Source organism: Methylocystis sp. (assembly GCF_050251305.1).
Taxonomy (GTDB): domain Bacteria; phylum Pseudomonadota; class Alphaproteobacteria; order Rhizobiales; family Beijerinckiaceae; genus Methylocystis.
The window spans coordinates 1-23,283 of record NZ_JBFWNB010000051.1; the positions used below are offsets into that span (position 1 = coordinate 1).

At 63.6% G+C, this 23,283-nt stretch carries 23 protein-coding genes, 1 tRNA gene and 1 pseudogene; 12 read left to right on the forward strand and 13 right to left on the reverse strand.

Going from position 1 to position 23,283, the window contains the following annotated elements:
- The 3 genes from rpmF to mgtE form a co-directional block, all read right to left on the reverse strand.
- Nucleotides 1–108, reverse strand: a 108-nt coding sequence (gene rpmF / locus AB7F41_RS14255; RefSeq protein ID WP_428406629.1) for a 50S ribosomal protein L32, incomplete at its 3' end; no start/stop codon positions are given.
- 102 nt (nucleotides 109–210) lie between these two features.
- Entirely contained in the window at nucleotides 211–1,230 is a 1,020-nt protein-coding gene (locus AB7F41_RS14260) for a glycoside hydrolase family 25 protein (RefSeq protein ID WP_428380601.1), read from the reverse strand.
- Between the two features lie 52 nt (nucleotides 1,231–1,282).
- A complete protein-coding gene (gene mgtE / locus AB7F41_RS14265; protein WP_428380599.1) occupies nucleotides 1,283–2,695 on the reverse strand; it encodes a magnesium transporter in 1,413 nt (470 codons plus the stop codon).
- 72 nt (nucleotides 2,696–2,767) lie between these two features.
- Between mgtE and AB7F41_RS14270 the strand changes: the two genes are divergently transcribed.
- Entirely contained in the window at nucleotides 2,768–3,724 is a 957-nt protein-coding gene (locus AB7F41_RS14270; protein ID WP_428380598.1) for a polysaccharide deacetylase family protein, read from the forward strand.
- A 20-nt stretch (nucleotides 3,725–3,744) separates the two neighbouring features.
- Here AB7F41_RS14270 and AB7F41_RS14275 read toward each other — a convergent pair whose 3' ends face one another.
- Complete coding sequence (locus tag AB7F41_RS14275) at nucleotides 3,745–4,623, reverse strand: hypothetical protein (RefSeq protein WP_428380596.1); 879 nt, start codon at nucleotides 4,621–4,623, stop codon at nucleotides 3,745–3,747.
- A gap of 74 nt (nucleotides 4,624–4,697) precedes the next feature.
- Between AB7F41_RS14275 and AB7F41_RS14280 the strand changes: the two genes are divergently transcribed.
- Nucleotides 4,698–5,363: a hypothetical protein gene (locus AB7F41_RS14280; protein WP_428380594.1), complete on the forward strand. Its 666-nt coding sequence runs from the start codon at nucleotides 4,698–4,700 to the stop codon at nucleotides 5,361–5,363.
- A gap of 289 nt (nucleotides 5,364–5,652) precedes the next feature.
- Here the strand turns inward: AB7F41_RS14280 and AB7F41_RS14285 are convergent.
- A tRNA-Leu gene (locus AB7F41_RS14285) sits at nucleotides 5,653–5,737 on the reverse strand.
- A gap of 110 nt (nucleotides 5,738–5,847) precedes the next feature.
- On the opposite strand from AB7F41_RS14285, the gene lipB reads away from it, so the two are divergent.
- Complete coding sequence (lipB, locus tag AB7F41_RS14290; protein WP_428380593.1) at nucleotides 5,848–6,582, forward strand: lipoyl(octanoyl) transferase LipB; 735 nt, start codon at nucleotides 5,848–5,850, stop codon at nucleotides 6,580–6,582.
- Here the strand turns inward: lipB and bioB are convergent.
- On the reverse strand, nucleotides 6,579–7,562 hold the full coding sequence (gene bioB / locus AB7F41_RS14295) for a biotin synthase BioB (RefSeq protein WP_428380591.1): 984 nt from the start codon (nucleotides 7,560–7,562) through the stop codon (nucleotides 6,579–6,581). The genes lipB and bioB overlap by 4 nt on opposite strands.
- On the reverse strand, nucleotides 7,559–8,074 hold the full coding sequence (locus tag AB7F41_RS14300) for a PTS sugar transporter subunit IIA (RefSeq protein WP_428380590.1): 516 nt from the start codon (nucleotides 8,072–8,074) through the stop codon (nucleotides 7,559–7,561). Before AB7F41_RS14300 ends, bioB begins: the two co-directional genes overlap by 4 nt.
- 172 nt (nucleotides 8,075–8,246) lie before the next feature.
- Between AB7F41_RS14300 and ppc the strand changes: the two genes are divergently transcribed.
- From ppc to AB7F41_RS14330, 6 genes are all read left to right on the forward strand, one after another.
- Nucleotides 8,247–11,057, forward strand: coding sequence for a phosphoenolpyruvate carboxylase (gene ppc / locus AB7F41_RS14305; RefSeq protein ID WP_428380588.1), 2,811 nt, complete (start codon nucleotides 8,247–8,249; stop codon nucleotides 11,055–11,057).
- 53 nt (nucleotides 11,058–11,110) lie between these two features.
- Nucleotides 11,111–11,449, forward strand: coding sequence for a rhodanese-like domain-containing protein (locus AB7F41_RS14310; protein WP_428380587.1), 339 nt, complete (start codon nucleotides 11,111–11,113; stop codon nucleotides 11,447–11,449).
- 335 nt (nucleotides 11,450–11,784) lie between these two features.
- Entirely contained in the window at nucleotides 11,785–12,525 is a 741-nt protein-coding gene (locus tag AB7F41_RS14315) for a class I SAM-dependent methyltransferase (RefSeq protein WP_428380585.1), read from the forward strand.
- A gap of 55 nt (nucleotides 12,526–12,580) precedes the next feature.
- Nucleotides 12,581–13,258 (forward strand): transaldolase family protein, encoded by a 678-nt coding sequence (locus AB7F41_RS14320; protein WP_428380583.1) that lies wholly within the window; start codon nucleotides 12,581–12,583, stop codon nucleotides 13,256–13,258.
- Nucleotides 13,259–13,295: 37 nt separating this feature from the next.
- Nucleotides 13,296–13,721 (forward strand): sugar dehydrogenase complex small subunit, encoded by a 426-nt coding sequence (locus tag AB7F41_RS14325; protein ID WP_428380581.1) that lies wholly within the window; start codon nucleotides 13,296–13,298, stop codon nucleotides 13,719–13,721.
- Between the two features lie 9 nt (nucleotides 13,722–13,730).
- Nucleotides 13,731–15,344, forward strand: a complete 1,614-nt coding sequence (locus tag AB7F41_RS14330; protein WP_428380579.1) for a GMC oxidoreductase — start codon at nucleotides 13,731–13,733, stop codon at nucleotides 15,342–15,344.
- Between the two features lie 33 nt (nucleotides 15,345–15,377).
- On the opposite strand, the gene AB7F41_RS14335 is transcribed toward AB7F41_RS14330, so the two are convergent.
- Nucleotides 15,378–16,487 carry a glycerol dehydrogenase gene (locus AB7F41_RS14335; RefSeq protein ID WP_428380577.1) on the reverse strand — a complete coding sequence of 370 codons (1,110 nt, stop codon included), beginning with the start codon at nucleotides 16,485–16,487 and terminating at the stop codon, nucleotides 15,378–15,380.
- 231 nt (nucleotides 16,488–16,718) lie between these two features.
- On the opposite strand from AB7F41_RS14335, the gene AB7F41_RS14340 reads away from it, so the two are divergent.
- Entirely contained in the window at nucleotides 16,719–17,861 is a 1,143-nt protein-coding gene (locus AB7F41_RS14340; RefSeq protein ID WP_428380575.1) for an OpgC family protein, read from the forward strand.
- A gap of 98 nt (nucleotides 17,862–17,959) precedes the next feature.
- Nucleotides 17,960–18,592, forward strand: a complete 633-nt coding sequence (locus tag AB7F41_RS14345) for an SGNH/GDSL hydrolase family protein (RefSeq protein WP_428380573.1) — start codon at nucleotides 17,960–17,962, stop codon at nucleotides 18,590–18,592.
- A 349-nt stretch (nucleotides 18,593–18,941) separates the two neighbouring features.
- Here the strand turns inward: AB7F41_RS14345 and AB7F41_RS14350 are convergent, their stop codons facing one another.
- Both AB7F41_RS14350 and AB7F41_RS14355 read right to left on the reverse strand, forming a co-directional pair.
- Nucleotides 18,942–19,112: a hypothetical protein gene (locus AB7F41_RS14350; RefSeq protein ID WP_428380571.1), complete on the reverse strand. Its 171-nt coding sequence runs from the start codon at nucleotides 19,110–19,112 to the stop codon at nucleotides 18,942–18,944.
- Nucleotides 19,113–19,325: 213 nt separating this feature from the next.
- A complete protein-coding gene (locus AB7F41_RS14355) occupies nucleotides 19,326–19,526 on the reverse strand; it encodes a hypothetical protein (RefSeq protein WP_428380570.1) in 201 nt (66 codons plus the stop codon).
- 255 nt (nucleotides 19,527–19,781) lie between these two features.
- On the opposite strand from AB7F41_RS14355, the pseudogene AB7F41_RS14360 reads away from it, so the two are divergent.
- A pseudogene (locus AB7F41_RS14360) lies at nucleotides 19,782–20,129 on the forward strand (NAD-dependent epimerase/dehydratase family protein); the annotation flags it as partial.
- 507 nt (nucleotides 20,130–20,636) lie between these two features.
- Here the strand turns inward: AB7F41_RS14360 and AB7F41_RS14365 are convergent.
- The 3 genes from AB7F41_RS14365 to AB7F41_RS14375 form a co-directional block, all read right to left on the reverse strand.
- Complete coding sequence (locus tag AB7F41_RS14365) at nucleotides 20,637–20,909, reverse strand: hypothetical protein (RefSeq protein ID WP_428380568.1); 273 nt, start codon at nucleotides 20,907–20,909, stop codon at nucleotides 20,637–20,639.
- A 114-nt stretch (nucleotides 20,910–21,023) separates the two neighbouring features.
- Complete coding sequence (locus AB7F41_RS14370) at nucleotides 21,024–21,995, reverse strand: sulfotransferase domain-containing protein (RefSeq protein ID WP_428380566.1); 972 nt, start codon at nucleotides 21,993–21,995, stop codon at nucleotides 21,024–21,026.
- A gap of 557 nt (nucleotides 21,996–22,552) precedes the next feature.
- Entirely contained in the window at nucleotides 22,553–22,732 is a 180-nt protein-coding gene (locus AB7F41_RS14375; RefSeq protein WP_428380564.1) for a hypothetical protein, read from the reverse strand.
- Between the last annotated feature and the right edge of the window lie 551 nt (nucleotides 22,733–23,283).

Sequence of the window (23,283 nt, forward strand, 5' to 3'; positions counted from 1 at the left end):
CAGCTCGCCCGAATCCTTGTCCTCGATGTAGGTCGGCGCCTTCAGGGCGTCGGCGGAGCGACGGAAGCCCCGCTTCATCGGCGAGGTTTTTCTCTTCGGAACGGCCATTTTTCTTCTTCTCCGGGCGCGTCCCGCCGGCGTCTTGGCGCGCGGGACGAAAATTCAGGAATGCGCGCGAATACACCAATTCGCCCGCGCTGGCTACCCCTGCTAGCCCTGCCTGTCCTGGGCGGTCTGACCGCCCTCGATCGCGGCGGGCGGCTTCAGGCCGCTGCTGTCCTTCTCCTGCGGGATCATCGCGGGATCTTCCTCGATGAGCTGCTTCGACCCGCGATCGTCGACGGGCCGCGCGGCGACAGGGGCCGCGCGCAGGCCGGTCTGATACGAAAGCCAGCTGCGCCACTGATCGGCGGAGCCGTTGAAGGTGTTCTGATCGACGGCGCCGACGATGCCCGGAATGCGGCCGTCCGAGCGATACTGCCAGAAGGTCCATCTGCGGTCGCCGTAGCGGACCTTGGGATGATATTTCGTCGAGCGGACCCAGATCGGATATTCGGCGAGAGCGTTCGAGTGCAGGATCGCCTGGTAGAAGTCGACGGACGAATAGATGATCGGCTTCTTGCCGTAGTGGCGCTCCATCTCCTCCAGCATCGCCTTCATGTCGCGCAGCACTTCCTCACGATAGAGCGTGCGCTTGCAGCTGCGCGAGGTGGGCGTCGCCTCGACGTCGAGCACCGGCGGCAGCGCGTCGGGCTCATTGGGCGCGACGCTCTTGAAATTGGCGATTTCCTCGTGCGGCTGGCGGCACCAATAGACGAAATGATAGGCGCCGCGCGGCACGCCGGCGGCCTTCGCCGCCGCCCAATTGTAAGCGAATTTGGAGTCGGTCCGGTCGCCGCCCTCGGTGGCCTTGATGAAGGCGAAGGAGACGCCGGCGTCCTTGACCTGCTCCCAGTCGATATTCCCCTGATATTTCGACACGTCGATGCCGTGGACGGCGAATTCGGCGCTGCGCGTGGCGGGGAATTTGTGGAGGTCCGTCTCCGGAACCGCGTAGGCGAGGAAGCTCGGATCGCGCTTCGGATTGATCAGCGGGGCGCTAGTCTGGAAGCGTGGCCGGCGCGAAAAGCTCGGATCAAAGGAGCTGCCGCAACCGGCGAGCGTCGCCGCGGCCAGCGCGGCGCACGAGACGGCGAGGACAAAGGGGGGCAAACATTTCAACGAGCGCATTTCGTCAAATTATCTCCGCAGGCGGTAACGGAGCGTAAACGCGCCGACGCGCCTACCCCAGATGGAACCACAAACTGGCGATTGTAAGGAAGGCGCCGTAGCCGATCACATCGGTGATCGTGGTCACGAAGGGCCCGGAGGCGACCGCGGGATCGAATTTCATCTTGTCGAAGGCGAGCGGCACGACGATGCCCCCCAAGGCGCCCGCGACCAGATTCGTGAACATCGCCAAGCCCATGACCGGCCACAACCCGACATTGTTGAACCAGTTTGCGGCGACGATGCCGGTGACCATGCCGAAGGCCGCGCCATTGACCGCCCCGATGGCCAACTCCCTGAAAATAATTCGCATCGCGTTGGCGCGGGTCAGTTCGCGCGTCGCCAGCGCCCGCACGGCGACGGTCATGGTCTGGGTCGCCGAATTGCCGCCCTGCCCCGCGACAATCGGCCCCAGCACCGCGAGCGCCACCATCTGCTCCAGTTGCGACTGAAAGGTTTTCAGCACGGTGGAGGTGATGAAGGCGGTCAGCATATTGACCGAAAGCCAGGTGAAGCGGTTCCTGGCGATCCACCAGAAATCGTCGGTCAGCTCTTCTTCGGGATTGACGCCGCCGAGCGCCAGGATTTCTTCCGACGCCTGCTCCTGAATGACGTCGACGATATCGTCGATGGTGAGCACGCCGACGAGCCGCTCGGATTCATCGACGACCGGAACGGAGACGAGATTATAGCGCTCGAACAGCCGCGCCGCCTCGGCGCCGTCCTCGATGGCCTTCACCCGCCGTCGATCCGTCTGCATGATTTCCTCAAGCCGCGCGCTGGGCTTGGCGCGCACCAGCGCGTCGAGGAAAACGGTCCCGAGCAGATGGTAGGCGGGATCGACGACGAAAACTTCGAAGAAGCTTTCCGGCAGGTTCTCTTCGCCGCTCTCCCGAAAGAAATCGAGCACGCGCCCCGCCGTCCAGAACGGCGGCGTGGCGACGAAGGTCGTCTGCATCAGGCGGCCGGCGGAATCCTCCGGATAATCCAGCGAGCGGCGCAGGACGATGCGCTCCTGCGCCGGCAGCGCTTCGAGGACCTCCGCCTGTTCCTTCGGCTCGAGAGCTTCGAGAATGGCGACGGCGTCGTCGCTCTCGAGTTCGCGCATGCCCTCGACAAGCGTCTCGACCGGAAGCTCTTCGAGAATTTCCTCGCGCGTCGCCTCGCCGACCTCCATCAGCGCCGTGAAGTCGAAGTCGGCGCCCATCAGCTCGACGAGACGCGGTCGCGCGTCGTGACTCAGGAGCTCCAGCAACGCGCCGAGGTCAGCCTCATGGAGATCGCCGACGAGTTCGCGCACGCGCTCGGCGTCGCCGAGCGCGATCGCGCCTTCGACGTCCAGAACGAACTCACGGCTCAGAGAAGCCGCGCCGTCGTCGTGGAAGTCCTCGGCGGCGGTCGCCGTATCTTCATGATCGAGCGGCATTGGCGGTCCCGCGCTATATTATGGTCGCGCTCTTAACCCTGGGGGCGTGAGAATTCAAACCGGCACGCCCTTATGACCATTATTTTTCCCACGACGAAAAAACATGAAGCGCCGACGGACGACGCCCCCGCCCGACGGTTTGCGCGCGCGCTGCTCGCCTTTGCGTCCATCGCCCTGATCTCCCCGCAAAGCGTCGCCGCCGAGGAGCGGACCTGCGGACCCGAGGCGCTCGGCGTGTCGCGCGTCATTGAGATCGACCGCGCAAATGGAACGGCGGTCGGCCTGCAAAGCTATCCGCGCACGCTGGACCTGCGCGACCATGAGGTGGTTCTGACCTTCGACGACGGCCCCGCGCCGACGACGGCGAAAGTGCTCGACGCGCTCGCCAAGCAATGCGCGCGCGCGACCTTCTTTCTGATCGGCCGGAATGCGGAAGGCCTTCCAGCGCTCGTCAAACGCGCCGCCGCGGACGGACACAGCATCGGCCACCATTCCTACAGCCATCCGGACAAGACCCTCAGACTCATGAGCGAGGAGGCCGCCAAGGCGGATATCGACAAGGGAATCGCAGCCGTGAACAAAGCGCTCGGCGCGACGGCCGCGCCCTTCTTCCGTTTTCCCGGCTACGCCGATACGCCCGCGCTCGTCGCCTATCTCAACGGGCGCGGCTACACGATCTTCGGCTCGGATCTGTGGGCGTCAGACTGGGCGCATATGACGTCCAAAGCCGAGCTCGAACTCGTGCTCTCGCGGCTCGAGAAAAGCCGCAAGGGCATCGTGCTGTTCCATGATTCGCAGGCGATCACCGCCGAGATGCTGCCTGAGTTCCTGCGCCAGCTGAAAAAGCGCGGCTACGCGCTCGTGCACATCACGCCGGGCGACGCGGCGACTCCGATCGTCGCCGCCGGTCCCGGCTGGACCTCGACGACCGAGCCGATCATCGCCAAGACGCTGGGGCGCAAGGGCAGGCTGGCCCCGCATGCGCATGAACAGGGCGCGCGGGAGGCTCCGAAATCAGCAGAGCCGTGAGCTCCGACGCGGCGCGGCGGCTAGCCGCCGCGGTCGCAAATATAGGTGCTCCTCGACCCCCAGCAGGAGCCGCCGCTCTTGTAGACGTTGCCGATATTCTTCCCGCCGAGCTTCGCCGACCACGTCTTTCCCCTGACCGGAGACAGCGTCAACGTCTGACCGGAATATTGGAAGGTCACAGCGCCGCCTTGCCGCGAAATCTGGCAAACGCCGCTGTTCTGCACGCGGCCTGAAATCCGGACATAGCATTTGCGCGTGGACGCATCGGACCCGGCCGGCTCAGACTCGGGCGCCGCCTTCGCCGTCTCGGTCGCACCGCTCTCCGCGCCGCGGCGGGCCCTTCTCCGTCGTCCGGCAATGTCGTCGTTGAGAAATTCCGGCTCGAGATCGAGACCGGCGATCGACGAGGCGAGAGGGTTCGCGGCGTCCGCGGCTTGCGCCGATTCTGCGCCATCCGGCGTTGACGAGGCAGGTTCTTGCGTCGGCGTCGGCTCGACCGGCCCGGCGACTATCGAGACCGGCTGCTCATGCGACCGCAAATTGGCCTGCGCCTCCGAACTCGCGCTGGCCGCAGGATGCGCCGGGCCGGGAGTCGCAATCTTTTGAGGCGTAGTCAGATCGTCCGGATCGATATTTTGGGGAAGTTCGCCCCAGAACGCCGAACCGACGACGATCGCCGTTCCGAAAATCACGAGGGCGGCGGCGCCAAAATAGAAGAAACGCTCGACCCTTTTGAAGTTGCGGTCGGAGGCCGCTTGAGATTGGCGGCGGGCGGCGCCGTTCGTCCGGGGCGAGGCCACGCGCCAGTCATGTTCGATGTCATGCCAAGCGTAACGCGCGCGCGTTTCAATATTGTCAGCCTTTGGCGGCGGGCTGCGGTCTCGTAACGATACAGCCATACTTCCCTCTCCGGGCGCGGTCGAACGAACGGAACCGGCTCGAACCGCGCTCCGCGATCCACTCGCCAAGCGTCATGCGCGCGATTGGCGGAGACCGAGCGGGCGGCTCTTACGGAGCAAGCGCCAGCGCAGGCATTTTGCAATCGGGAATGTGGCTGATGTTTGCCCGCTGCGGCGCCACAATTATCAGGCGCCCGCGGGCGTTAACCATGCGCCTTGAGTCCGCGCCGAAACAGTCTATAGCGGGATGTCGTCGCAACGATTCCGCAGCAGGAGCGCAGATGCGCCCGAGAACGTCAGCCGTTTTTTCCAGCCTCGTCCTGATGCTTCTCATCACGCCACATGCGGCGCGCGCAAAGCCAAACGCCTCAGACGCTGCGCTGCGCGACAGATGCGAGAAACGCGTCGCCGATATCTTCAATCACGCGCATCCGCAGCGGGAATATACCGACAAAGACGGGATTCACATCGCGTTTTTCCACGCACGGTACGACCCCGTTTCTCATAAATGCTTCTACCTCGAAGGCCTGAAAACGATCAGCGCCAGCGACAAGCAGTTTCGGCTCGTTGAAACCTTGCGCGATGTGAATGGCGACGGCGAGGCGGGCGCATTCTCGGGCCTTCGCAAGCAGGACGACGGGCCGATGGACATTGACCGATGCACGGTCGGCCAAAAGCAATGTGCATCCGAGGGCGAGTGGAACGAACTGATCAAGCCGATGATCGGCGATACTCGATAGTCCTATTTTCTCGAAGCCTGCGCCGACGGACCTCGGTAGGAGAATCGGCGCGCGTTGAGGACGCCCGATGGCTTTGGCCCTGCGCGGGCTCATCACCCCACGCGCGCGAAGCGCTCAGCCGCGCAACTGTCGCCGCGGCCGAATGGCCTAAGCCCTCTTCCGGTGTCGTGGTCTTGAGGCGATCGCCGAACGCTCGGGCCCGGTTGTCGGCGCGGCGGCGGCAGCTCCAGCGAAGCTGAACAGACTCGGGCGAACGCGCGCCAAGTCTTGAGGAACCGCCGTTCGGATCTGGTGCGGCCGAGAGGACTCGAACCTCCACTGGTTGCCCAACTAGCACCTCAAGCTAGCGCGTCTACCAATTCCGCCACGGCCGCAAAGGCGCTCCGCTTGACCGCGAAGCGCCGGCGCGCTGCGTCTAACAAATCGCCTTGCAGATGACAAGCGGGCCGACGCGCCGACCTCCCTTTTGATGTAAAGTGCCGCGATGAGCGACGCCGCCTGCCCCCCTGCGCCCGCCGCCGATATGGCGATGCGCGCGCCCGCTGGGGCGCCGCCGGTAGAATGGCGCGTCAGCGACGCGCGCGTCGCTTATGAAGAGGCGGTTTCCTGGATGGAGGCGCGGTCCGCCGCGATCGCCGCGGGCGAAGCGCGCGAATGCGTCTGGCTGCTCGAACACCCGCCGATCTATACGGGCGGCTCCTCGGCCAAAGACCGGGATCTGCTCGACGCGCGTTTTCCAGTGCATCGCACCGGGCGCGGCGGGCAGTTCACCTATCACGGCCCCAATCAGCGCGTCGCCTATGTCATGCTGGATCTCACGCGCCGCAAGAGAGACGTGCGCGCCCTGGTCTGCGCGTTGGAATCCTGGATCATCACGACGCTCGCCGACTTCGGCGTCAGCGGCGAGCGTCGCGCCGCGCGCGTCGGCGTATGGGTCGAACGGCCGGAGAAGCCCAAAGGGCTGAGCGGCGAGACGGCGGAAGACAAGATCGCCGCGATCGGCGTGCGCCTTCGGCAATGGGTGAGCTTCCATGGCGTCGCGCTCAATGTCGCGCCGAATCTGTCGCATTTTTCCGGCATCGCGCCCTGCGGCGTGCGCGACGCCCATCTCGGCGTCACGAGCCTCGCCGATCTTGGCGCGGCCGCGGACATGCGCGCCGTCGACGCCGCCCTGCGCAAAAACTTCGAGGCGATCTTCGGCCCGACCGAGCGCGTTTAGGACGCGGCCGGGGCGCGCGCCTCGCGCGCCGCCAGCGCGGCGAACAGCGCGTCGTCTTCATTGACCCCGGAATTGTCGGTGGTCAGCAGCCGCTCGCCGTAGAAGATCGAATTGGCGCCGGCGACGAGGCAGAGAATCTGCGCCTCGCGCGACAGCGACGAACGCCCGGCCGAAAGACGCACGCGCGACTTCGGCATGACGATGCGCGTCGTCGCGACCATGCGCATGAGATCGAGCGGATCGATCTGCGCGCGCCCCGCCAGCGGCGTGCCCTCGACGGCGACCAGCGCATTGATCGGCACGCTTTCGGGATGCGGATCGAACGACGCGAGCGTCTGCAGCATGCCGGCGCGGTCATGGACGCCTTCGCCCATGCCGATGATCCCGCCGCAGCACATCTCCAGTCCCGCGCCGCGCACGGCTTTGAGCGTTTCGAGACGGTCCTCATAGGTGCGGGTCGTGATGATCTCGCCGTAGAATTCGGGGCCGGTGTCGAGATTGTGGTTGTAGGCGGTGAGCCCGGCGTCGACGAGGCGCCTGGCCTGCGAGTCATTGATCATGCCGAGCGTGACGCAGGCTTCCATGCCGAGCGCGCGCACTCCGCGCACCATATCGAGCACGGCGTCGAAACGCTTGCCCTCCGGCGCCGAACGCCAGGCCGCGCCCATGCAGAACCGATCGGCGCCGGCTTCTTTCGCCGTCCGTGCGGCGGCGAGCACCTCCGTCGTCTCCAGGAGATCGACGCGGTCGAGCTTCACCTCGCGGTGATGCGCCGATTGCGGGCAATAGGAGCAGTCTTCCGGACAGCCGCCGGTCTTGATCGACAGCAACGCCGCCTTCTGCACGTCGGTGACGTCATGGAAGCGGCGATGGACGGCGTTGGCCTGCGCCACGAGGTCAAGCAGCGGCTGGTCGTGGATGGCGACGATCTCTTCGAGGCGCCAGTCGTGGCGCAGCGAGACGTCGACTGGCGCGTTCACGCTTGACCTCCAGCGTCGCGGCTCTGCGAACGATGCTGGGAGCGCGCCGCAAGTTTCCGCTGCGGCGCCGCCGGCGTTTCGCCCGCGCCTTTCGCATTGCGCGCGCCGCGCAGGGCCGCGTAAGCGACGAAGATCGCCATCGCCGCGTCGAACGCGACATTGGCCGCCACGAAAGGCGCCGGCGCGAATTGCGAACCGGCGCCGATATAATGGAAGTAGATCGCGTAGAACGGATGCAACGCGAAGCCGGCGGCGACCCACCAGGGCGAGCCGATGATCGACATGCCGGCGAGCGAACCGAAAACAGCGACGCCGGTCATTTCGAAGCCGACCCAGGCGGTCGGGTCTTCGGCGCGCAGGGCGAAGCCGACGTACAAAAAGGACAGCGCGATCAGCGCATAGGCCGCAACACGCTGCACGGCCGCGCCAGACCAGCGGCAGAAGGCGAGCAGGCCCAAGGCAAAGACCAAGCCGACCGCGGCGAAGATAGCAATTTCCGTAGTGTCGAGCATGGTTTGACCATTCGCGCCGCAAATTGCGGAGATGAGGCGTAAGTTCGCCGAAGTCTATAAGCGGCCGGGACGCCTTGAACAAGTGTCGCGTCGAAAACGCGTTCGAAGCCTGCTATAGCTTTCCCCGAGGCGCCTCTCGCGGCGCGAAAAATTCAAAAGGTTGCGACGGATCATGCAGCTCGAAGCGCAGACGCAGGAAAAGCTCGCCACGCCCACGCCGGCGACGAGCGGAGAGCCCGACGCGACCAAGGGCGACGAGTCCCTGATCGAGGACATTCGCCTTCTCGGACGCCTGCTTGGCGACGCCGTTCGCGAACATGAGGGGGTCGCGGCCTTCGAGCGCATCGAGACGATCCGGCGACTCTCGGTGGCCGCCAGCCGCAATGGCGACGTCGAGGCCGACCGAAGCCTCGACGCGCTGCTGCGCTCGCTGACGGCGGAAGAGGCGCGCACCGTCATCCGCGCCTTCAGCTATTTCTCGCATCTTGCGAATATCGCCGAAGACCTGCACCCGCTGCAGCAACGGGCGCGCGCGCAGGCGAGCGGCGCCCTCACCGGCGCGCCGAGCCTCGCCACGGCGTTTGCGCATCTGCGCAAGGCTGCGGTCGGCGCCGGCAAGATCGCCCAGGCGCTGGCGCGCGGCTGGGTTTCGCCGGTGCTTACCGCCCACCCGACCGAGGTTCGCCGCAAGAGCCTTCTCGACGCGGAACACGCGATCTTCAAGCTGCTCGCGGCGCGTGAACATATGCGCGGCAAGGCCGAGCGCGCGCAAAACGAGATGCAGCTTCACGCCCGGGTCTCGCAGCTCTGGCAGACGGAGCTTCTGCGTCAATCGCGATTGACCGTGCGCGACGAAATCGAGAATACGCTGAGCTATTATCGCAGCACCTTCCTGCGCGAGATCCCGCGTCTTTACGCCGACATCGAACTGCGCCTCGAAGGACTGCGCGTGCCGCCGTTCCTGCGCATGGGCGCCTGGGTCGGCGGCGACCGCGACGGCAATCCGAACGTCACGGCGGATTCGCTCTCCACCGCCATGCGCATGCAATGCGAAACGGCGCTGCGCTTTTATCTCATCGAAGTCCATGAGCTCGGCGCCGAACTTTCGATTTCGCGGCGCTACGCCGGCTGCACCAGGGCGCTCGAAGAGCTGGCGGCGCGCTCTTGCGACGACAATCCGCATCGCGACGACGAACCCTATCGCCGCGCGCTGATCGGCGTCTATTCGCGCCTCGCCGGCACGCTGGAAAAGCTGACCGGCGGCCACGCGGCGCGCCATGCGGTCGCGCCGGGCGAACCCTACGCCAATTCCTGGGCGCTGCTCGCCGATCTCGTCACCATCGACGAATCCCTGCGGGTGCATCACAGCGAAGTCATCGCCACGCAGCGGCTCGAGCCGCTGATCCGCGCCGTCGAAGTCTTCGGCTTCCATCTGGCGACGCTCGATCTTCGGCAGAGCTCCGACCGGCATGAGGAGACCATCGTCGAACTGCTCAACGTCGCGCGCGTCGTTGACGACTACGCCGCGCTGCCCGAGGCGGAGAAGCAGCACTTGCTGCTGCGCCTGCTCAGCGATCCGCGGCCGGTGCGCCTGCCGGGCGCGACCTATAGCGAGCGCGCCACGAGCGAATTGACCATCCTCGAACGCGCCATCGAAATGCGGCGCCTGTACGGCGACGAGGCGATCCGCCATTACATCATTAGCCACACCGAAACGGTCAGCGACCTTCTTGAAGTTCTGCTGCTTCAGAAGGAATGCGGCCTGATGCGCGGCACGCTCGATCCGCGTGACGCAAAGACCGTCATCGCCGACCTCATCATCGTGCCGCTTTTCGAGACGATCGAGGATTTGCGCAACGCCGCGCCGATCATGCGGGAATTCTATGCGCTTCCCGGCATCCTCAAGCTCATCGTCAACTCCGGCGCGCAGCAGGACGTCATGCTCGGCTATTCCGACTCCAACAAGGACGGCGGCATTCTGACGAGCATCTGGGAGCTCTATCGCGCCTCGACGGCGCTGGCGGAATTCTTCGCCTCGCTGCCCAACGTCACCCTGCGGCTTTTCCATGGACGCGGCGGCACAGTCGGACGCGGCGGGGGCCCGAGCTATGACGCCATTCTCGCGCAGCCGCCCGGCACGGTGAACGGACAGATCCGCCTGACCGAGCAGGGCGAGGTCATCGCCGCGAAATACGCCAATCCGCAGATCGGCCACGTCAACCTCGAACTGCTTGTCGCGGCGACGCTCGAAGCGACGCTGCTGTCGGATCGAAGAACGCCGGCGCCGGAGTTTTTGGAGGCGGCCGAAGAATTGTCCCAGTCTGGCATGGCCGCGTATCGCGGCCTCGTCTACGGCACCGAAGGCTTCGTCGATTTCTTCTTTTCGTCGACGCCGATCTCGGAAATCGCCTCGCTCAACATCGGTTCGCGTCCCGCCTCGCGCAAACCGTCGCGCCGCATCGAAGACCTGCGCGCGATCCCCTGGAGCTTTTCCTGGGCGCAGGCGCGCGTGGCCCTGCCCGGCTGGTACGGCTTCGGCTCGGCAATCGCGGCGTTCATTGAAAAGGACGAAAAGGCGCGCCTCGCGCTGCTGCGCCGCATGAGCCAGGAATGGCCGTTCTTCCGCGCGCTGCTTTCGAACATCGACATGATCCTTTCGAAGACCGATATGTCGATCGCGCATCATTACGCCGGACTCGTCGAGGACCGCGCGCTCGCGGACCGCATTTTCGGCATGATCCAAGCGGAACACGCGCGCGCCATTGAGGCGCTCGAAAAAATTCGCGGCTCCAAGGAGCGTCTCGCGGACAATCCGACGCTCGCGCGCTCGCTCCGGCACCGCTTTCCCTACATCGCGCCGCTCAACTATCTGCAGGTCGAACTGATCCGCCGCCATCGCGCAGGCGAGCGCGGCGAGGACATTCGCGAAGGCATATTGATGTCGATCAACGGCATTTCGGCGGGCTTGCGCAATACGGGATAGTCGGCGACGGACCGCCAGGAACATCATACGGGATCATCGGAGGATTAAGCGTCATGAGCGCAGGCAGTCAGTTCAGCGACATCAGCCTGGACGAGTTGAAATCCGGCCTCGCGTCGGGACGGATTCTGCTCGTCGACGTGCGGGAGGCCGACGAATATGCGGCGGGCCATATCGCCGGCGCGCTGTTCAATCCGCTGTCGAAATTTGATCCGAGCAAGCTGCCGGTCGCGAGCGAAGGCCAGCAGGTCGTGATCTATTGCCGTTCGGGCCGCCGTTCGGTGTCGGCGATGGAACAGGCGCGGCTCCTCGGCAGGCGCGACGCCAACACGCATTTCGGCGGCGGCATCCTCGCCTGGCTCGACGCCGGCGAACCTGTCGTTCAGGGGATGTAAGCGCGCGGCGCGACGTCGACGCAGGTCTGCGAGATTATGCAAGAGGCGTGACGCGCGCTGTCGCTCAAAATCTCATCGCTCGGCATGGAATCGCCTGGCTTGATCTCCTGATTGTGAGCGATCGCGACATCGTCCGCCGCAAGCGTCGCGGCGCCAGTTGAGCCCATCGGCCGCTGTCGCTTAAACGAACGAGCGCCCTGCCCTGTCGCGTCTCCATGCTGTGTCGGCGAACCTCACAACAGCGCCTCTTCGAACGAGGTCACGGGCCGAGCCTCGACTCGTTTTTGAAAGCCCATGAACCCTGACGGCGTCATCCGTTTTTTTGGAAATTGCTCATGACAGACCAGTATCGAGAAATCAGCGGGCAATTTTCGCAAGCGCGCAAGGATGACGTCACTCTTTTTCTCGAAACGCCATCCGTCCAATCCGTGCTCGGCGATAACGCAGGCGCAAACGCCATCGACTATGCATGCGGGACTGGCCACTATTCCCGGCTGCTGAAGTTGCTCGACGCAAGGGAAGCGCTCGGCGTCGACCGGTCGCCGGCGATGATTGACGCTGCGCGACAGGAAGAAAGCGCAAACTCGCTTGGGGTTACGTACAAAGTCGCCGACGCCGCTGCGATGGACGTGTTCGGGTCCTTTGACCTCGCCACCGCCGTCTTTCTGTTCAACTACGCCGAAGAGGAGCAGACGCTCGGACGGATGTTCGAGTCTGTCGCCGCGAATTTGAAAGACGATGGCCGACTGGTCGCCGTCGTGCCGAACCCCGACTTCATCAACAATCGAGACGATCTGCGCTCTTATGGTTACGTTCTCGAAACGATCGGCAAGGGCCCAAGCAGTCTGCGCGTTCGGATGAGTTTTGTCGGAGCAGAAAAATTCGCGATCGAATTCACGCAGTGGAGTCGACGCGCATATGAGGACGCGCTTCAACGCGCCCGATTCGCTGACATCGTCTGGACGCCCTTCGCCGTATCCCGGGAGGGACTCGCGCGATACGGGCAGGCGTTCTGGGACGCGATTCTCGGCAATCCGAAAAGCGTCGTGCTGAGCGCGCGAAAAAAGCCGGCGTGAGAACAGGACGCGCGCAGCCGTCAGCGCCGACGATACAAAATTCCATGGAGACGCCATGCTGCTCGTCGATACGGCGGATCGGGACGCGATCGGGAGAGCGCTCGAATTCCCGGGCGTGCAGGGGTTCACCACCAATCCGGCGCTGATGGCCAGCGCCGCCGGCGTCGACGCTCTCGCAGCGGATGAGTATGTCGCCGCCGCGCGCGGCCTCTGCAGAATGTCCGCCGAGATCGGCGCGATTCGACACTTGATGATCCAGGCGATCGGCGGCCCCGACGAGACGTTGAAGCTCGCCACGCTCTTGCTCGACGATCTGAAAACCGCGCGCGACAAGACGCTTTGGATCAAGCTCGCGCCGACCCGAACGAGCCTGACATGCTGCCGGACGCTGAAGGACGTGGGATGCGCCTCTCTGGCGACGGCCGTCTTCACGGCGACGCAGGCCTATGTCGCGATGGAGAGCGGCGCGGACGGCGTCGCGGTCTATCTCGGCAGGCTCATGCGGCTCGACAGCGATTGGGAAAAGCGGCTCGAGACCATCGCCGCCATCGTCAAGAGCGCCGGACGAACCTTGTTGCTTGCGAGTTTCCCCGACCGAGAAACGGTCGACGTTGGACTTCGCTACAGTCTCGATATTACCATCCCGCCCTCTGTGCTCGAAGAATTGCTGACCTCCGCGCTGTCGCAGGCGGCGATTGAAGCGTTCGAGAACAAGATTGCGCCAACGCGCTGAAGTGATGGCCAGCTGATGCAAGAAGGCGATGCGCGCAATGGATCGTAACCTCTCGCGGCGGAAGCTTCTGACGAGCTGCGCGCTCGGCGCGTTCCTGCCCTGCATCGCAGTTCGCAGCGCCTTGGCGGAGACCTCGGATCTCGCCGACTTTCTTCAGCTCAGCGCCGCGCTGACGGGACGGTCGCATCTTTCGGTCGATTCCGCCCGGATCTATCTGCAGAGTCTCGGTCCAAGCCGCGGCGAATTCCGATTCGACTTGGGCCAGTTGGAGCAAGACCCGACAAATCGGCTCGCGCGCAGAATTGTGGCGGACTGGTATTCGGGTCAGGCCGTCGACTCCGGACGTATGATCTGCGTCGATTACATGGGCGCGCTGATGTGGGACGCGATCGGATTTGCGCGGCCGCGAGGCGTTCCCGGCGACGACGCGCCACATTGGGCCTTTGCTCCCGCAACGAAGTGACGCCTCCAAATGGATTTTCACGCCGATGTATTGATCATAGGGTCTGGCGTCGCCGGCGCGCTGGTCGCCAGCCAAGTGGCGCGCAAGGGGCCGAAAGTCATCGTCATGGAGGCCGGCCCGCGCGTCGATCGCGCCGCCGCCGTAACGCGTTTCCATGGCGCCTTTCCGAAGACGCCCGAGTCGGCCTATGCGCAGGCCGGATTCGCGCCGCATCCCGAATCCGACAAGCCGAATGCGTTTTATTCGCAAACAGGGCCTCATCCGTTCAACTCGACCTATTTGCGGCAGGTCGGCGGCACGACCTGGCATTGGCTGGGATCGGCCGTTCGCCTAGTCCCCGACGATTTCCGCATGAGATCGCTCTTCGGGCTCGCCGTTGATTGGCCGATCGCCTATGCCGACCTCGAGCCCTGGTACTGCCGGGCCGAACAGGAGCTGGAGGTCGCTGGAGACGATCACGACGATCTCGGTTCGCCGCGCTCCATGCCCTACCCCCAGCGGCCGATCGCCCAGAGTTTCCTGGATCTCGCGTGGCGCGACGCTTTGCGGACCTCGGAATACAAGGTCCGCCCGACGCCGCAGGCGCGCCTCTCGAAACCGTCCGGCGGCCGACCAACTTGTCACGGCAGCGCCAGCTGCATCCCCGTCTGCCCGATCCAAGCGAAATACGACGCCACCATTCATGTCGCGCGCGCCGAAGCTCTCGGCGCGCAGCTGCTGACGGAGACCTGCGCCAATTTTGTCGAATGTCGTTCGGACGGGCGCGTCGAAGCCGTCAGATTCGTGCGATCGGACGGATCGACCGGCCGCGTCTTCGCGCGCGTCGTCGTCGTCGCGGCCAACGCCATCGAGACGCCGCGGCTCCTTCTGGCGTCGGCGTCCGAGGCCTGTCCTAGCGGCGTCGCGAACCGCTCGGATCAGCTCGGGCGCAACCTGATGGATCATCCGGTCCAGCTCAGTTGGGCGCTGAGCCGCCAACCGGTCTGGCCGTATCGCGGACCCGGCGCGACGTCGGGGATCGAAAATTTCCGGAACCTGAACGATCGCGCCGTCAATTCGGCCTTGCGATTCGAAATCGGCAATGAGGGCTGGAGTTGGCCGACCGGCGCGCCCGAGTCGACCGCGCGCGAACTGGCGCTGAGCGGCTTGCGCGGACCGGCGCTCGACGCGGCCCTCAAGGACCAGACGTCACGGCACGTCCGCGTCGCGGCGTTGACCGAGCAGCTTCCTCTGGCGCGCAACAGGGTGACGCTAAATTCGACGCAGATCGAACAGACCGGCCTGCCGCGTCCTGCGATCTTCTATCAGCTGGACAACTATCTCGACCGCGCGCGCGCCAACGCCAGACACCGGCATGAGGACATGTTCGCCAGAATTGGCGTCGACGCCTTCTGGCATAAGGATGACGCGCAGGGCGCCGGCCATATCATGGGCACCGCGCGTATGGGCGACGACCCGGCGACATCCGTCGTCGACAGAAATCTTCGCGCCCACGCGCACCCAAATCTTTTTGTGGTCGGCGCGGCTGCATTCCCGACCGGCGGAACCGCAAACCCGACGCTCACCATCGCCGCGCTCGCCCTTCGCGCCGCGGACGCGATCCTTTCGGCCTTGGCGGAATAGGCGCGCTTGGATATCGCTGGATATCAGTTGGCGCTATGAAGCGCGCGGCTTGAACGCCGCGCCGAGCGCGTCCGCGGCAAGGATCGCGTCCACGAGATTTGCCGCGGTCACCTCAAAAGGTTCGTTATGCGCGCTTTCGCCGGCGGCGACGGCGCGTTCGGCGATCGCCCACGCCATATCTCGCGTCAGCTGCTGAAGCCCGAGCTCGGCGAGCGTCACCGGCAGCCCGACGGAGACGCAAAATCCCATCGCCTCGTCAATCGTCGAACTCGGCCGCCCTTCGAGCACGAGCTGCACAAGCGCGCCGAAGGCGACCTTTTCGCCATGCAGCCGATCATGTGTCTCCGGCGCCGCGGTCAGCCCATTATGGACGGAATGCGCGACGGCGAGTCCGCCCGACTCGAAGCCAAGCCCGGAGAGAAGCGTATTCGCTTCGATGATGCGTTCGAGCGCCGGCGTGACCGCGCCGGCCCGCGCGGCGGCGACGGCCGACGTTCCGTCGTTGAGCAGAGTCTTGTAGCAGAGCTCGGAAATCGCAGCGGCCGCGATCGTGCTCAGACCGCCGGCGACGTTCCTGCGATGGGCGCGGATCGTGGCGTCCGCTTCGAAATAGGTGGCGAGCGCGTCGCCCATGCCGGCGACCAGCAGGCGCGCCGGCGCGCGCGCAATGATCGTGCTGTCGACAAGAACGAGATCCGGGTTGCGCCGGTAATAGAGATATTTCTCGAATTCGCCATCCTCGGCATAGACGACGGAAACCGCGCTGCAGGGCGCGTCGCTCGACGCGGTCGTCGGACAGCAGGCGACCGGCACCTCAAGTTCGGCGGCGACGGCGCGAGCGGCGTCCAACGTCTTGCCGCCGCCGGCGCCCACGATCGTCGAGGCCGAGACGCGACGCGCCTCCGCCACGCCGCGGGCGATCTCGGCCAAAGAACATTCGCCGCCGAAATCCATTATGGCGTGGGCGAGTCCGGCGGCTCTAAACGAGTCGCGCCATATCGGCTCCAAGGCGTTACGGGCGGCGGGGCTCGCGATGATCAACGCGCCGCCGGCGACGCCCAGCCGCGAAAGTTCGGAGGCAAGCGCTCGCGTCGCGTCGCGGCCCTGAACATATCTCGCTGGGGAGCAAAAGACCTTCAGCATGCCGCAATCCAATGAGATGCAAAAGCGTTGCGATTTGAGAGCAAATGACTCCTCAACGCAACACACCGGACGAGCGGCCGCGACGACCCGGCGCGCGATGCAAAATGCGACGGCATTCGCGCGCCGGAAGTTCGAAGACAGGCCGCGACGTTTCAAAATCGTGCATGACAATATGTCCGACTTCGCGCACTGTGACGATGGATGTGCGCGGCGCGGTGGCAGGAGAAATTCGTGTCGGAAAAGAGAATCGAATCGATCGATTTTTGGCGTGGCGCTGTGCTGGCGATGATCTTCATCAACCACATCCCAGGCAATGTCCTGGGCAATCTAACGCCGCGCAATTACGGGTTTTCTGACGCCGCCGAAGCCTTCGTCTTCCTGTCGGGACTGTCCGTCGCATTGGCCTATGCGCGTCGGTTCAGGTCGGCGCCGAACTGGACGGCGTCGGCGCCTCTGCTGTCGCGCGCCAAGCGGCTCTACGCCACGCACATCCTCCTGACCGTTCTTGCGCTGGGCCTCTTCGGGCTGGCGACGCTGCTGACCGGCCAGGAGCAATTCCTCGCCGAACATGGTCGCGCCACGCTGTTTCATGATCCGCTTCGCGGCCTGATCGGCGTCGCGACGCTCGGACATCAGATCGGCTATTTCAACATTCTCCCCCTCTATGTCGCGCTGTTGCTGTTCGCGCCTCTGCTGTTCGTTACAGGATTGCGCAGCCGCTGGCGGATGCTGCTGCTGTCGGCCGGCATCTACGCCGTCGCCCGCCTTACCGGCGCGAACCTGCCTTCCTGGCCGGAGCCGGGCGCATGGTTTTTCAATCCCCTGACGTGGCAGTTCATGTTCGCCCTCGGCGTTTTCGCGGGACTGGTCCTGCAGGACGGCAAGTTTCCGATTCACGCCGGGGCCTATCGATTCGCGTTGGCGCTCACCTTCGGCGCCGCGCTCATCGTGACCGATGTCTTGGGGGTCTTGCCCGACGTCGCGCAAGCCGTCAGCGCCCATCTGGACCGCGGCAAGACCGAGCTCGGCGTCATCAGAATCGCCGATTTTCTTGCCCTCGCCTATGTGCTTTACTGCTCCGGCCTGTCCGCCAAACTCAAACCGACCGCGATTTTTTCGGCCATGTCGCTGATGGGGAGGCATAGCCTGGCGGTCTTTGGGGCCGGCAGTCTCTTAAGCGTCATTGGACAAATTTTAAACGCGACGGCGATACGCTCTCCCTTATTTGACGTCGTCTTCGTCCTCGCCGGACTCTGGACTCTCTACAAACTTGCGAGCTTCCTGGAATGCAGACATCGCATCACGCCTCGGGCGGCGACCGCTGCGGCCTCAGCGGATTTCGTCCGAACCGAAGAGCTGTCCTTCACGCGCTGACGAGCGTCGTTTGCGCCGCGCCCTGGCCCGCCCTTGCGGTCGAGCCGCCGCGCAATCGCTGCTCGGCCGCCCCGGTTCGACTCCCGTCGCGAGGCGCTTTGAAACGGACCGCCGCGCGGCTGCGGGCGAAAATGCCCATACATGTGCTGGCAATCGGCTCGTCCTCCACCCAGGGCGTCGGGGCTTCTTCGCCGGCGGCGTCCTATCCGGCGCGGCTCGAACTCGCGCTCGAGCAAAGATTTCCCGGCGCGATCGTCGAGGTCATCAATGCCGGGAAGGCCGGCGAAACCGCCGATCGCACGCTTGAGCGCCTGAACGTCGAACTCGACCGCGTCGAACCGGATCTCGTGCTGTGGCAGGTCGGGACAAATGACGCGTTGAACATATCGGTCACGGAGCCGAAATTCGAAGCCGTGGTCGAACGCGGCATCCTGTCGATCGAGCGCCACAAGAGCGACCTGTTGATTCTCGATCCTCAATTCACCAAGAGGATCAAGGATCCCGCCCGCTACGAACGTTTCGTCCAGACCTTGGAGCGGGTCGCGGAGAAGGAGCAGATCTGCCTCTTTTCCCGCTACCATCTGATGAAGACGCTCGACGCCTCCTCGGACGCCGGCGTCGAGCCTCTGCTCGCGCCGGACGGTCTGCACATGAACGACGCCGGCTACGCCTGCATCGCGGAGCGCCTCGCGGGCCAGATCCAGGACCTGGTGACCAGGCCTGATCTGTGATCCGCGCTGGCGACGGCGGACCACGGCCGCATCGGCCGAGACGTCATCTCGAAGAAGCCGGGCAGGCGACGCAAAAGAGGGCCGGCCTGAACGGCCGGCCCTGATCGCTCCGAAAAGCCAAGCGTTTTTGCAACGTTCAGATCATCGCCCGTCTCGTTGAAACGCGCCGTGCGGCCGCGCACGTGCAAATATCGATTGTGCGGGGAGGGCGCGGCTTCGTCGCCGATCACCTTCATGGCGTCGAAACGGGCCGCCGCAACGAGCAAGGACCACCTGGCCTCATCGATCGGAATTTTGAGAAAAGCGCTCAGGGGCGCATCTCGGAATCGAGATCGTCGCTCAAATCGGCTTAGTGCAGAAAGACGATCTTGCTTAGCCGACGAAACTTCCAGAAACTGCGCATGTAGTAGAACGCCGAGCCCCAAGGAAAGCCGTCGTCCATCCAAGGCGTTTCAGGCGTCGTCATCCAGGCCGGGAACAGCAGATTGCGCATGTCCATGCGCCGCTTCACGCGGATCACAAATGCGTTTCAAATAAGCTGGAGAACCATCGCCACGCGCTGGCGCGAGGTGTCGTCCGTCGAAAAGCCCCGGACATCGGAAAATCGCCGACTGAGACTGTGGCCGGAATCACGCCATTGAGACCGGGAATTCCGACTCAGGAAAGTCTCTGAGCCGCTCCTCGCGCAAATGCCCTGAATTCCCGGCCCTGTTCCCGAAGTCCATGTCCTGTCTCAACTTTCGAGAATCTCTGGCTGGGCCTCCGTGCGGCATTCCAGGAATTCAAGAAAGGCTCGGAACGCCTTCTCATCAAACCCGCGTGGCGCAATACCCTCCTCTTCCAGAACGCGCCGGGTCGCCGTGCCGCCAAGGAGCGGCGTCTTGCCGGCGCTGCTCAGGTCGCTCTCATGGATCATGAGCCAGAACGGAAGCACGAAAGTCTTGATCTCTATTTAGAGAACGCCCCGCATTCTAAAGCGGAATCGCTCACGAAATTGATAGGCGAAAACAAATTCCGATTTCTGGTGGATGGCGTGAGGGGCACGGGACTCCGCCGAACGGAACACAAGAGTTTCGCTCCACGGCCATGGCTGAAACCCGCCGCGGAACTGTTTCTGACAGCAGGACGCGCGCTCGACGCGCCATTTCTTTCGCAAATCGGCAGCAAGCTCTGGAGTTGGTGATTGATCATGGGGAAACGAATTCTGGTGACAGGTGGGGCGGGGTTCATTGGATCGCATTTATGCGAGCGCCTGCTTGACGCCGACCACGACGTTCTCTGCGTCGATAATTTTTTCACGGGAACTCGACGCAACATTTCGCATTTGCTCGACAATAGAAATTTCGAGTTACTCCGTGACGTGACTTTCCCACTCTATGTGGAAGTCGATGAGATATTTAATTTGGCCTGTCCCGCCTCGCCCATTCATTATCAGCGGGATCCTGTTCAGACGACCAAGACGAGTGTGAGCGGAGCTATAAACATGCTTGGGTTAGCCAAGCGCGTGAAGGCCAAATTGTTGCAGGCGTCAACCTCGCGGAGCATCGCCTCGACGAGATCGTCGACAAAACAAAAAGACCGCGTCTGGCTACCGTCGCCATTGCCTTACGCGACGGGCTCGTCCAAACGATCGAATATTTCAACGATTTGCTGATGCTCGAGAAGAACGCGCCACATCGTTCTCAGGGCGGACGGAAAATTGAACGGATTGCGACGAACGTGAGCGATCTTTGATGCAAGAAGCGGCCGATCCTACTGAGGATGGCGGTGCGCTGCAGAATCAAGAGCGATCTCGACGCAGGCGAGACTGGCCGTAAGCGCCGTCAAGCGAAGGCTCGAGATCACCTCCTCCTCTATGCTTGTCGGTTTTCTCTTCGACGATCGCGGCAATCCGATGAGCCCGAGCCACGCCAACACCAAGGGCCCGCGTCACCCCGATTGCGTGTCTCACGCCTTGTCGCAGAACCGAAAATGCGACGCGGGAACCGTCTCCCGACTGTCGGCGCGAGCCGAACGCGCCGACAGTCGCACCCGCGCTTTGATGTCAGTCCGCGAGTTTCCTGAGACAATCACCGGCCGCCTCGGCGACCGTCCTCGCCGTCAGAGGATTTAACTTGCCGGAGCCGACCATGCGCAGCGTGATCGCCGTGACCACCGACTCATTGTCAGCGCCTCGTCGCATCTTCCCAACCGCCGCCGCGTAAATCGCCTTCGAATTAGGCGGAAGATCCGCAGCACATTGGTCCGCCATTTTTCGGTCGGCATAGGCTGGCGACGCGAGCAGAGCGACACCGATCCCGATTTTCAGCGCGTTCATCGGCCCACCTTTCATTTTCGACCTGCGTTGTGCCTCGGCTGATCTCGAGGCGCATTCACATCGGCATCAAACCATTCCAAGCGGCGGGAGATTCGGCCCTGCCAGTCGCCCGCCTTACTCTAGCGAATGTCTGTCGCCCAGCTGTTCCTCCGGCGCACCGGCCTTCGGATCCGCCGCGCGGCGTCCGCCCTCGAGCCAAGCCTTTAGCCGCGGTTCAAGACGCTGGACGGACAGCCTGTCATAGAGCGCCTGGTTCGCAGGCGAGAGCGCATCTCGCCATTGGCCGCGACGCGCCGTCTTGAAGAATGCGGTCGCATCGCGCCATTCGCCAAGATGCGCGCCCGGCGCGGCTTCGTCGCCGATCGCCTTCATGGCGTCGAAGCGTGCCGCCGCAACGAGCGAGGGCCACCTGGCCTCGTCGATCGGAATTTTGAGAAAAGCGCTCAACCGGCGCATCTCGGCGTCAAGATCGTCGCTCAAATCGACGTAGTGCAGAAAGACGATATTGCTCAGCCGACGAAACTTCCAGAAACTGCGCATATAGTAGAACGCCGAGCCCCAGGGAAAGCCGTCGTCCATCCAGGGCTTTTCGGGCGTCGTCATCCAGACCGGGAACAGCAGATTGGGATCTTTCGGAAACGGCAGGCTCTCGCCCTGCGCGCGCAACCGTCCCATGATTTCCGCCACGGTCTCATCCGAAAAATTGTCCAGATGGTCCATCATCGACAGGAACGCATCGCGCGGATCGCGGCCGCAGACGACGTAAATCGCTCGCGGATCGAAGGGAATGCCGTCGAGCGGCGTGTGGGTCTTGATTACGCGCCGAAATGGCTGCGCGTCGAAATCGGCGACGACCTCCTCGATTGGCTGCGCCAGACGTTCGAGCCACCGCGACAGACGCGTCAGAGGCTGCGGCAGCGTCGCGCTCTGATGCACCAGGAGCGCGCACAGCATCTGCGTCCAGGTCGTGCCGCTCTTGGGCGGCGTGCAGACGATAATGTCGCCGTCGCGCAGCGTGAACTGATCCCAGCGCGCGCTGTCATAAATGAGTCCGGCGTAAGTGTGGGTGCGCTCTGGCGTGCTCATCCCGATACTGCCGAAATTGGGTATCCCGCTAGAAATCCGGTTAATTTTGCCGCCGGTCGAGCAAGAACCGTTCCGGCGGTCGTTTGGCGCGCTGTTACGCCGCTCGTCAAAGAACCCGCGCCAAAAATCGATTGTCAGGGTTCGGACGAATGATCTCGCGCGGGCGACGCCGAACCATCCCCGTTCAAGCTCTGGCGCGACGTCGCCTCAAAGCGGGCTTGACGCCAGCTCCGAAAGCATTCCCGTCCCGACCGTGAGCATGGATACCGCCTCTGAAAGGCATGGACACGACAACAATGCGGCAAGACGCCATCGCTTCGCTTGTCTGCTTGGCGGCGCTTCGAAATCTGGCTGAGGACGCAGTCTTCCGCGAACCGGTCTCCCCTCTCCCCTCCCTGGCTCCAGAATAAAAACAGAGAAAATTCAGGCTTCACCCCATTGCCTGCGACGAAAACCACGTGATTTCAGTGTCCTCACGTCGATTCCGTGCTTTAAAAAGCGGGAGGAATGTCGCCAGAAACAGGGGACTTAACTGAATTTTTGAAAACGCGGGCCTGTTATCGGGTGAATTTCTTGTCGTTAACCGGGACCGGATTGTCGCTAGCCGGGATTCGATTGTCGTTATCCGAATTGCGATTGCCGTTGAGCGAGGTCAGCGGGCCGATCGTCGGGATATGAGAGTCGCTATCTGGAATGGCGGCGCCATAAGGCGGGTGGTCGTTGTCGGCCTGCGACAACGCCTTGCGTATCGCGATCGAACCGGGTGATTCGGGATTTCGCCCCCGTCTCCTCGGGTCTGAAATGGCCCCGACGGAGCTCTTGAGCGAGGCGCCTGCTGTGCAAGGGCGCCCTGACCGGATCGACGGGCGCATTGCGCTCAAGCAATGCGAGCATTTTGCAAGCATTCGGACGAGTATAAAGCGCCCTCTGAAACGCCCTGGTCCTTGAACGGCCATTTAAGGCTCTTTCAAGGGCCTTTGAAGGCCCCTCCTCCGCCGTGAAATTTTGTTGCTACAAAAATAGCCTCCAATGCATCATTCTATACGTATATTACTTTTGAATGCCCGTTTAGATGCGCCTTACATAAGTTTATCCCCGTTCTGAATATTGACGACTGGAATCGCTCTGTGAAAGCCTTTGCGCAATCCGACCGGCGCTCGTTTGTCAATCGGCTCTGAACTTTGACCCTGTATCGGCGTGCAAAATTGACCCCCCTGTTGCGCGCGTCGTGACGGAAGGAGGGCGTAGCCCGACTGGAGTTACGATGCGCGCGGCGGCGTAATCAGAG

Bases quoted from the DNA above. Each gene is read 5' to 3' on its own strand.
- AB7F41_RS14370 (WP_428380566.1), bottom strand. From the start codon at position 21,995: ATGAGCACGCCAGAGCGCACCCACACTTACGCCGGACTCATTTATGAC.
- mgtE (WP_428380599.1), bottom strand. From the start codon at position 2,695: ATGCCGCTCGATCATGAAGATACGGCGACCGCCGCCGAGGACTTCCAC.
- AB7F41_RS14320 (WP_428380583.1), top strand. From the start codon at position 12,581: ATGCTGCTCGTCGATACGGCGGATCGGGACGCGATCGGGAGAGCGCTC.
- AB7F41_RS14315 (WP_428380585.1), top strand. From the start codon at position 11,785: ATGACAGACCAGTATCGAGAAATCAGCGGGCAATTTTCGCAAGCGCGC.
- AB7F41_RS14260 (WP_428380601.1), bottom strand. From the start codon at position 1,230: ATGCGCTCGTTGAAATGTTTGCCCCCCTTTGTCCTCGCCGTCTCGTGC.
- AB7F41_RS14300 (WP_428380590.1), bottom strand. From the start codon at position 8,074: ATGCTCGACACTACGGAAATTGCTATCTTCGCCGCGGTCGGCTTGGTC.
- ppc (WP_428380588.1), top strand. From the start codon at position 8,247: ATGCAGCTCGAAGCGCAGACGCAGGAAAAGCTCGCCACGCCCACGCCG.
- AB7F41_RS14335 (WP_428380577.1), bottom strand. From the start codon at position 16,487: ATGCTGAAGGTCTTTTGCTCCCCAGCGAGATATGTTCAGGGCCGCGAC.
- AB7F41_RS14325 (WP_428380581.1), top strand. From the start codon at position 13,296: ATGGATCGTAACCTCTCGCGGCGGAAGCTTCTGACGAGCTGCGCGCTC.
- AB7F41_RS14330 (WP_428380579.1), top strand. From the start codon at position 13,731: ATGGATTTTCACGCCGATGTATTGATCATAGGGTCTGGCGTCGCCGGC.
- AB7F41_RS14275 (WP_428380596.1), bottom strand. From the start codon at position 4,623: ATGGCTGTATCGTTACGAGACCGCAGCCCGCCGCCAAAGGCTGACAAT.
- AB7F41_RS14365 (WP_428380568.1), bottom strand. From the start codon at position 20,909: ATGAACGCGCTGAAAATCGGGATCGGTGTCGCTCTGCTCGCGTCGCCA.
- AB7F41_RS14270 (WP_428380598.1), top strand. From the start codon at position 2,768: ATGACCATTATTTTTCCCACGACGAAAAAACATGAAGCGCCGACGGAC.
- lipB (WP_428380593.1), top strand. From the start codon at position 5,848: ATGAGCGACGCCGCCTGCCCCCCTGCGCCCGCCGCCGATATGGCGATG.
- AB7F41_RS14310 (WP_428380587.1), top strand. From the start codon at position 11,111: ATGAGCGCAGGCAGTCAGTTCAGCGACATCAGCCTGGACGAGTTGAAA.
- AB7F41_RS14280 (WP_428380594.1), top strand. From the start codon at position 4,698: ATGCGCGCGATTGGCGGAGACCGAGCGGGCGGCTCTTACGGAGCAAGC.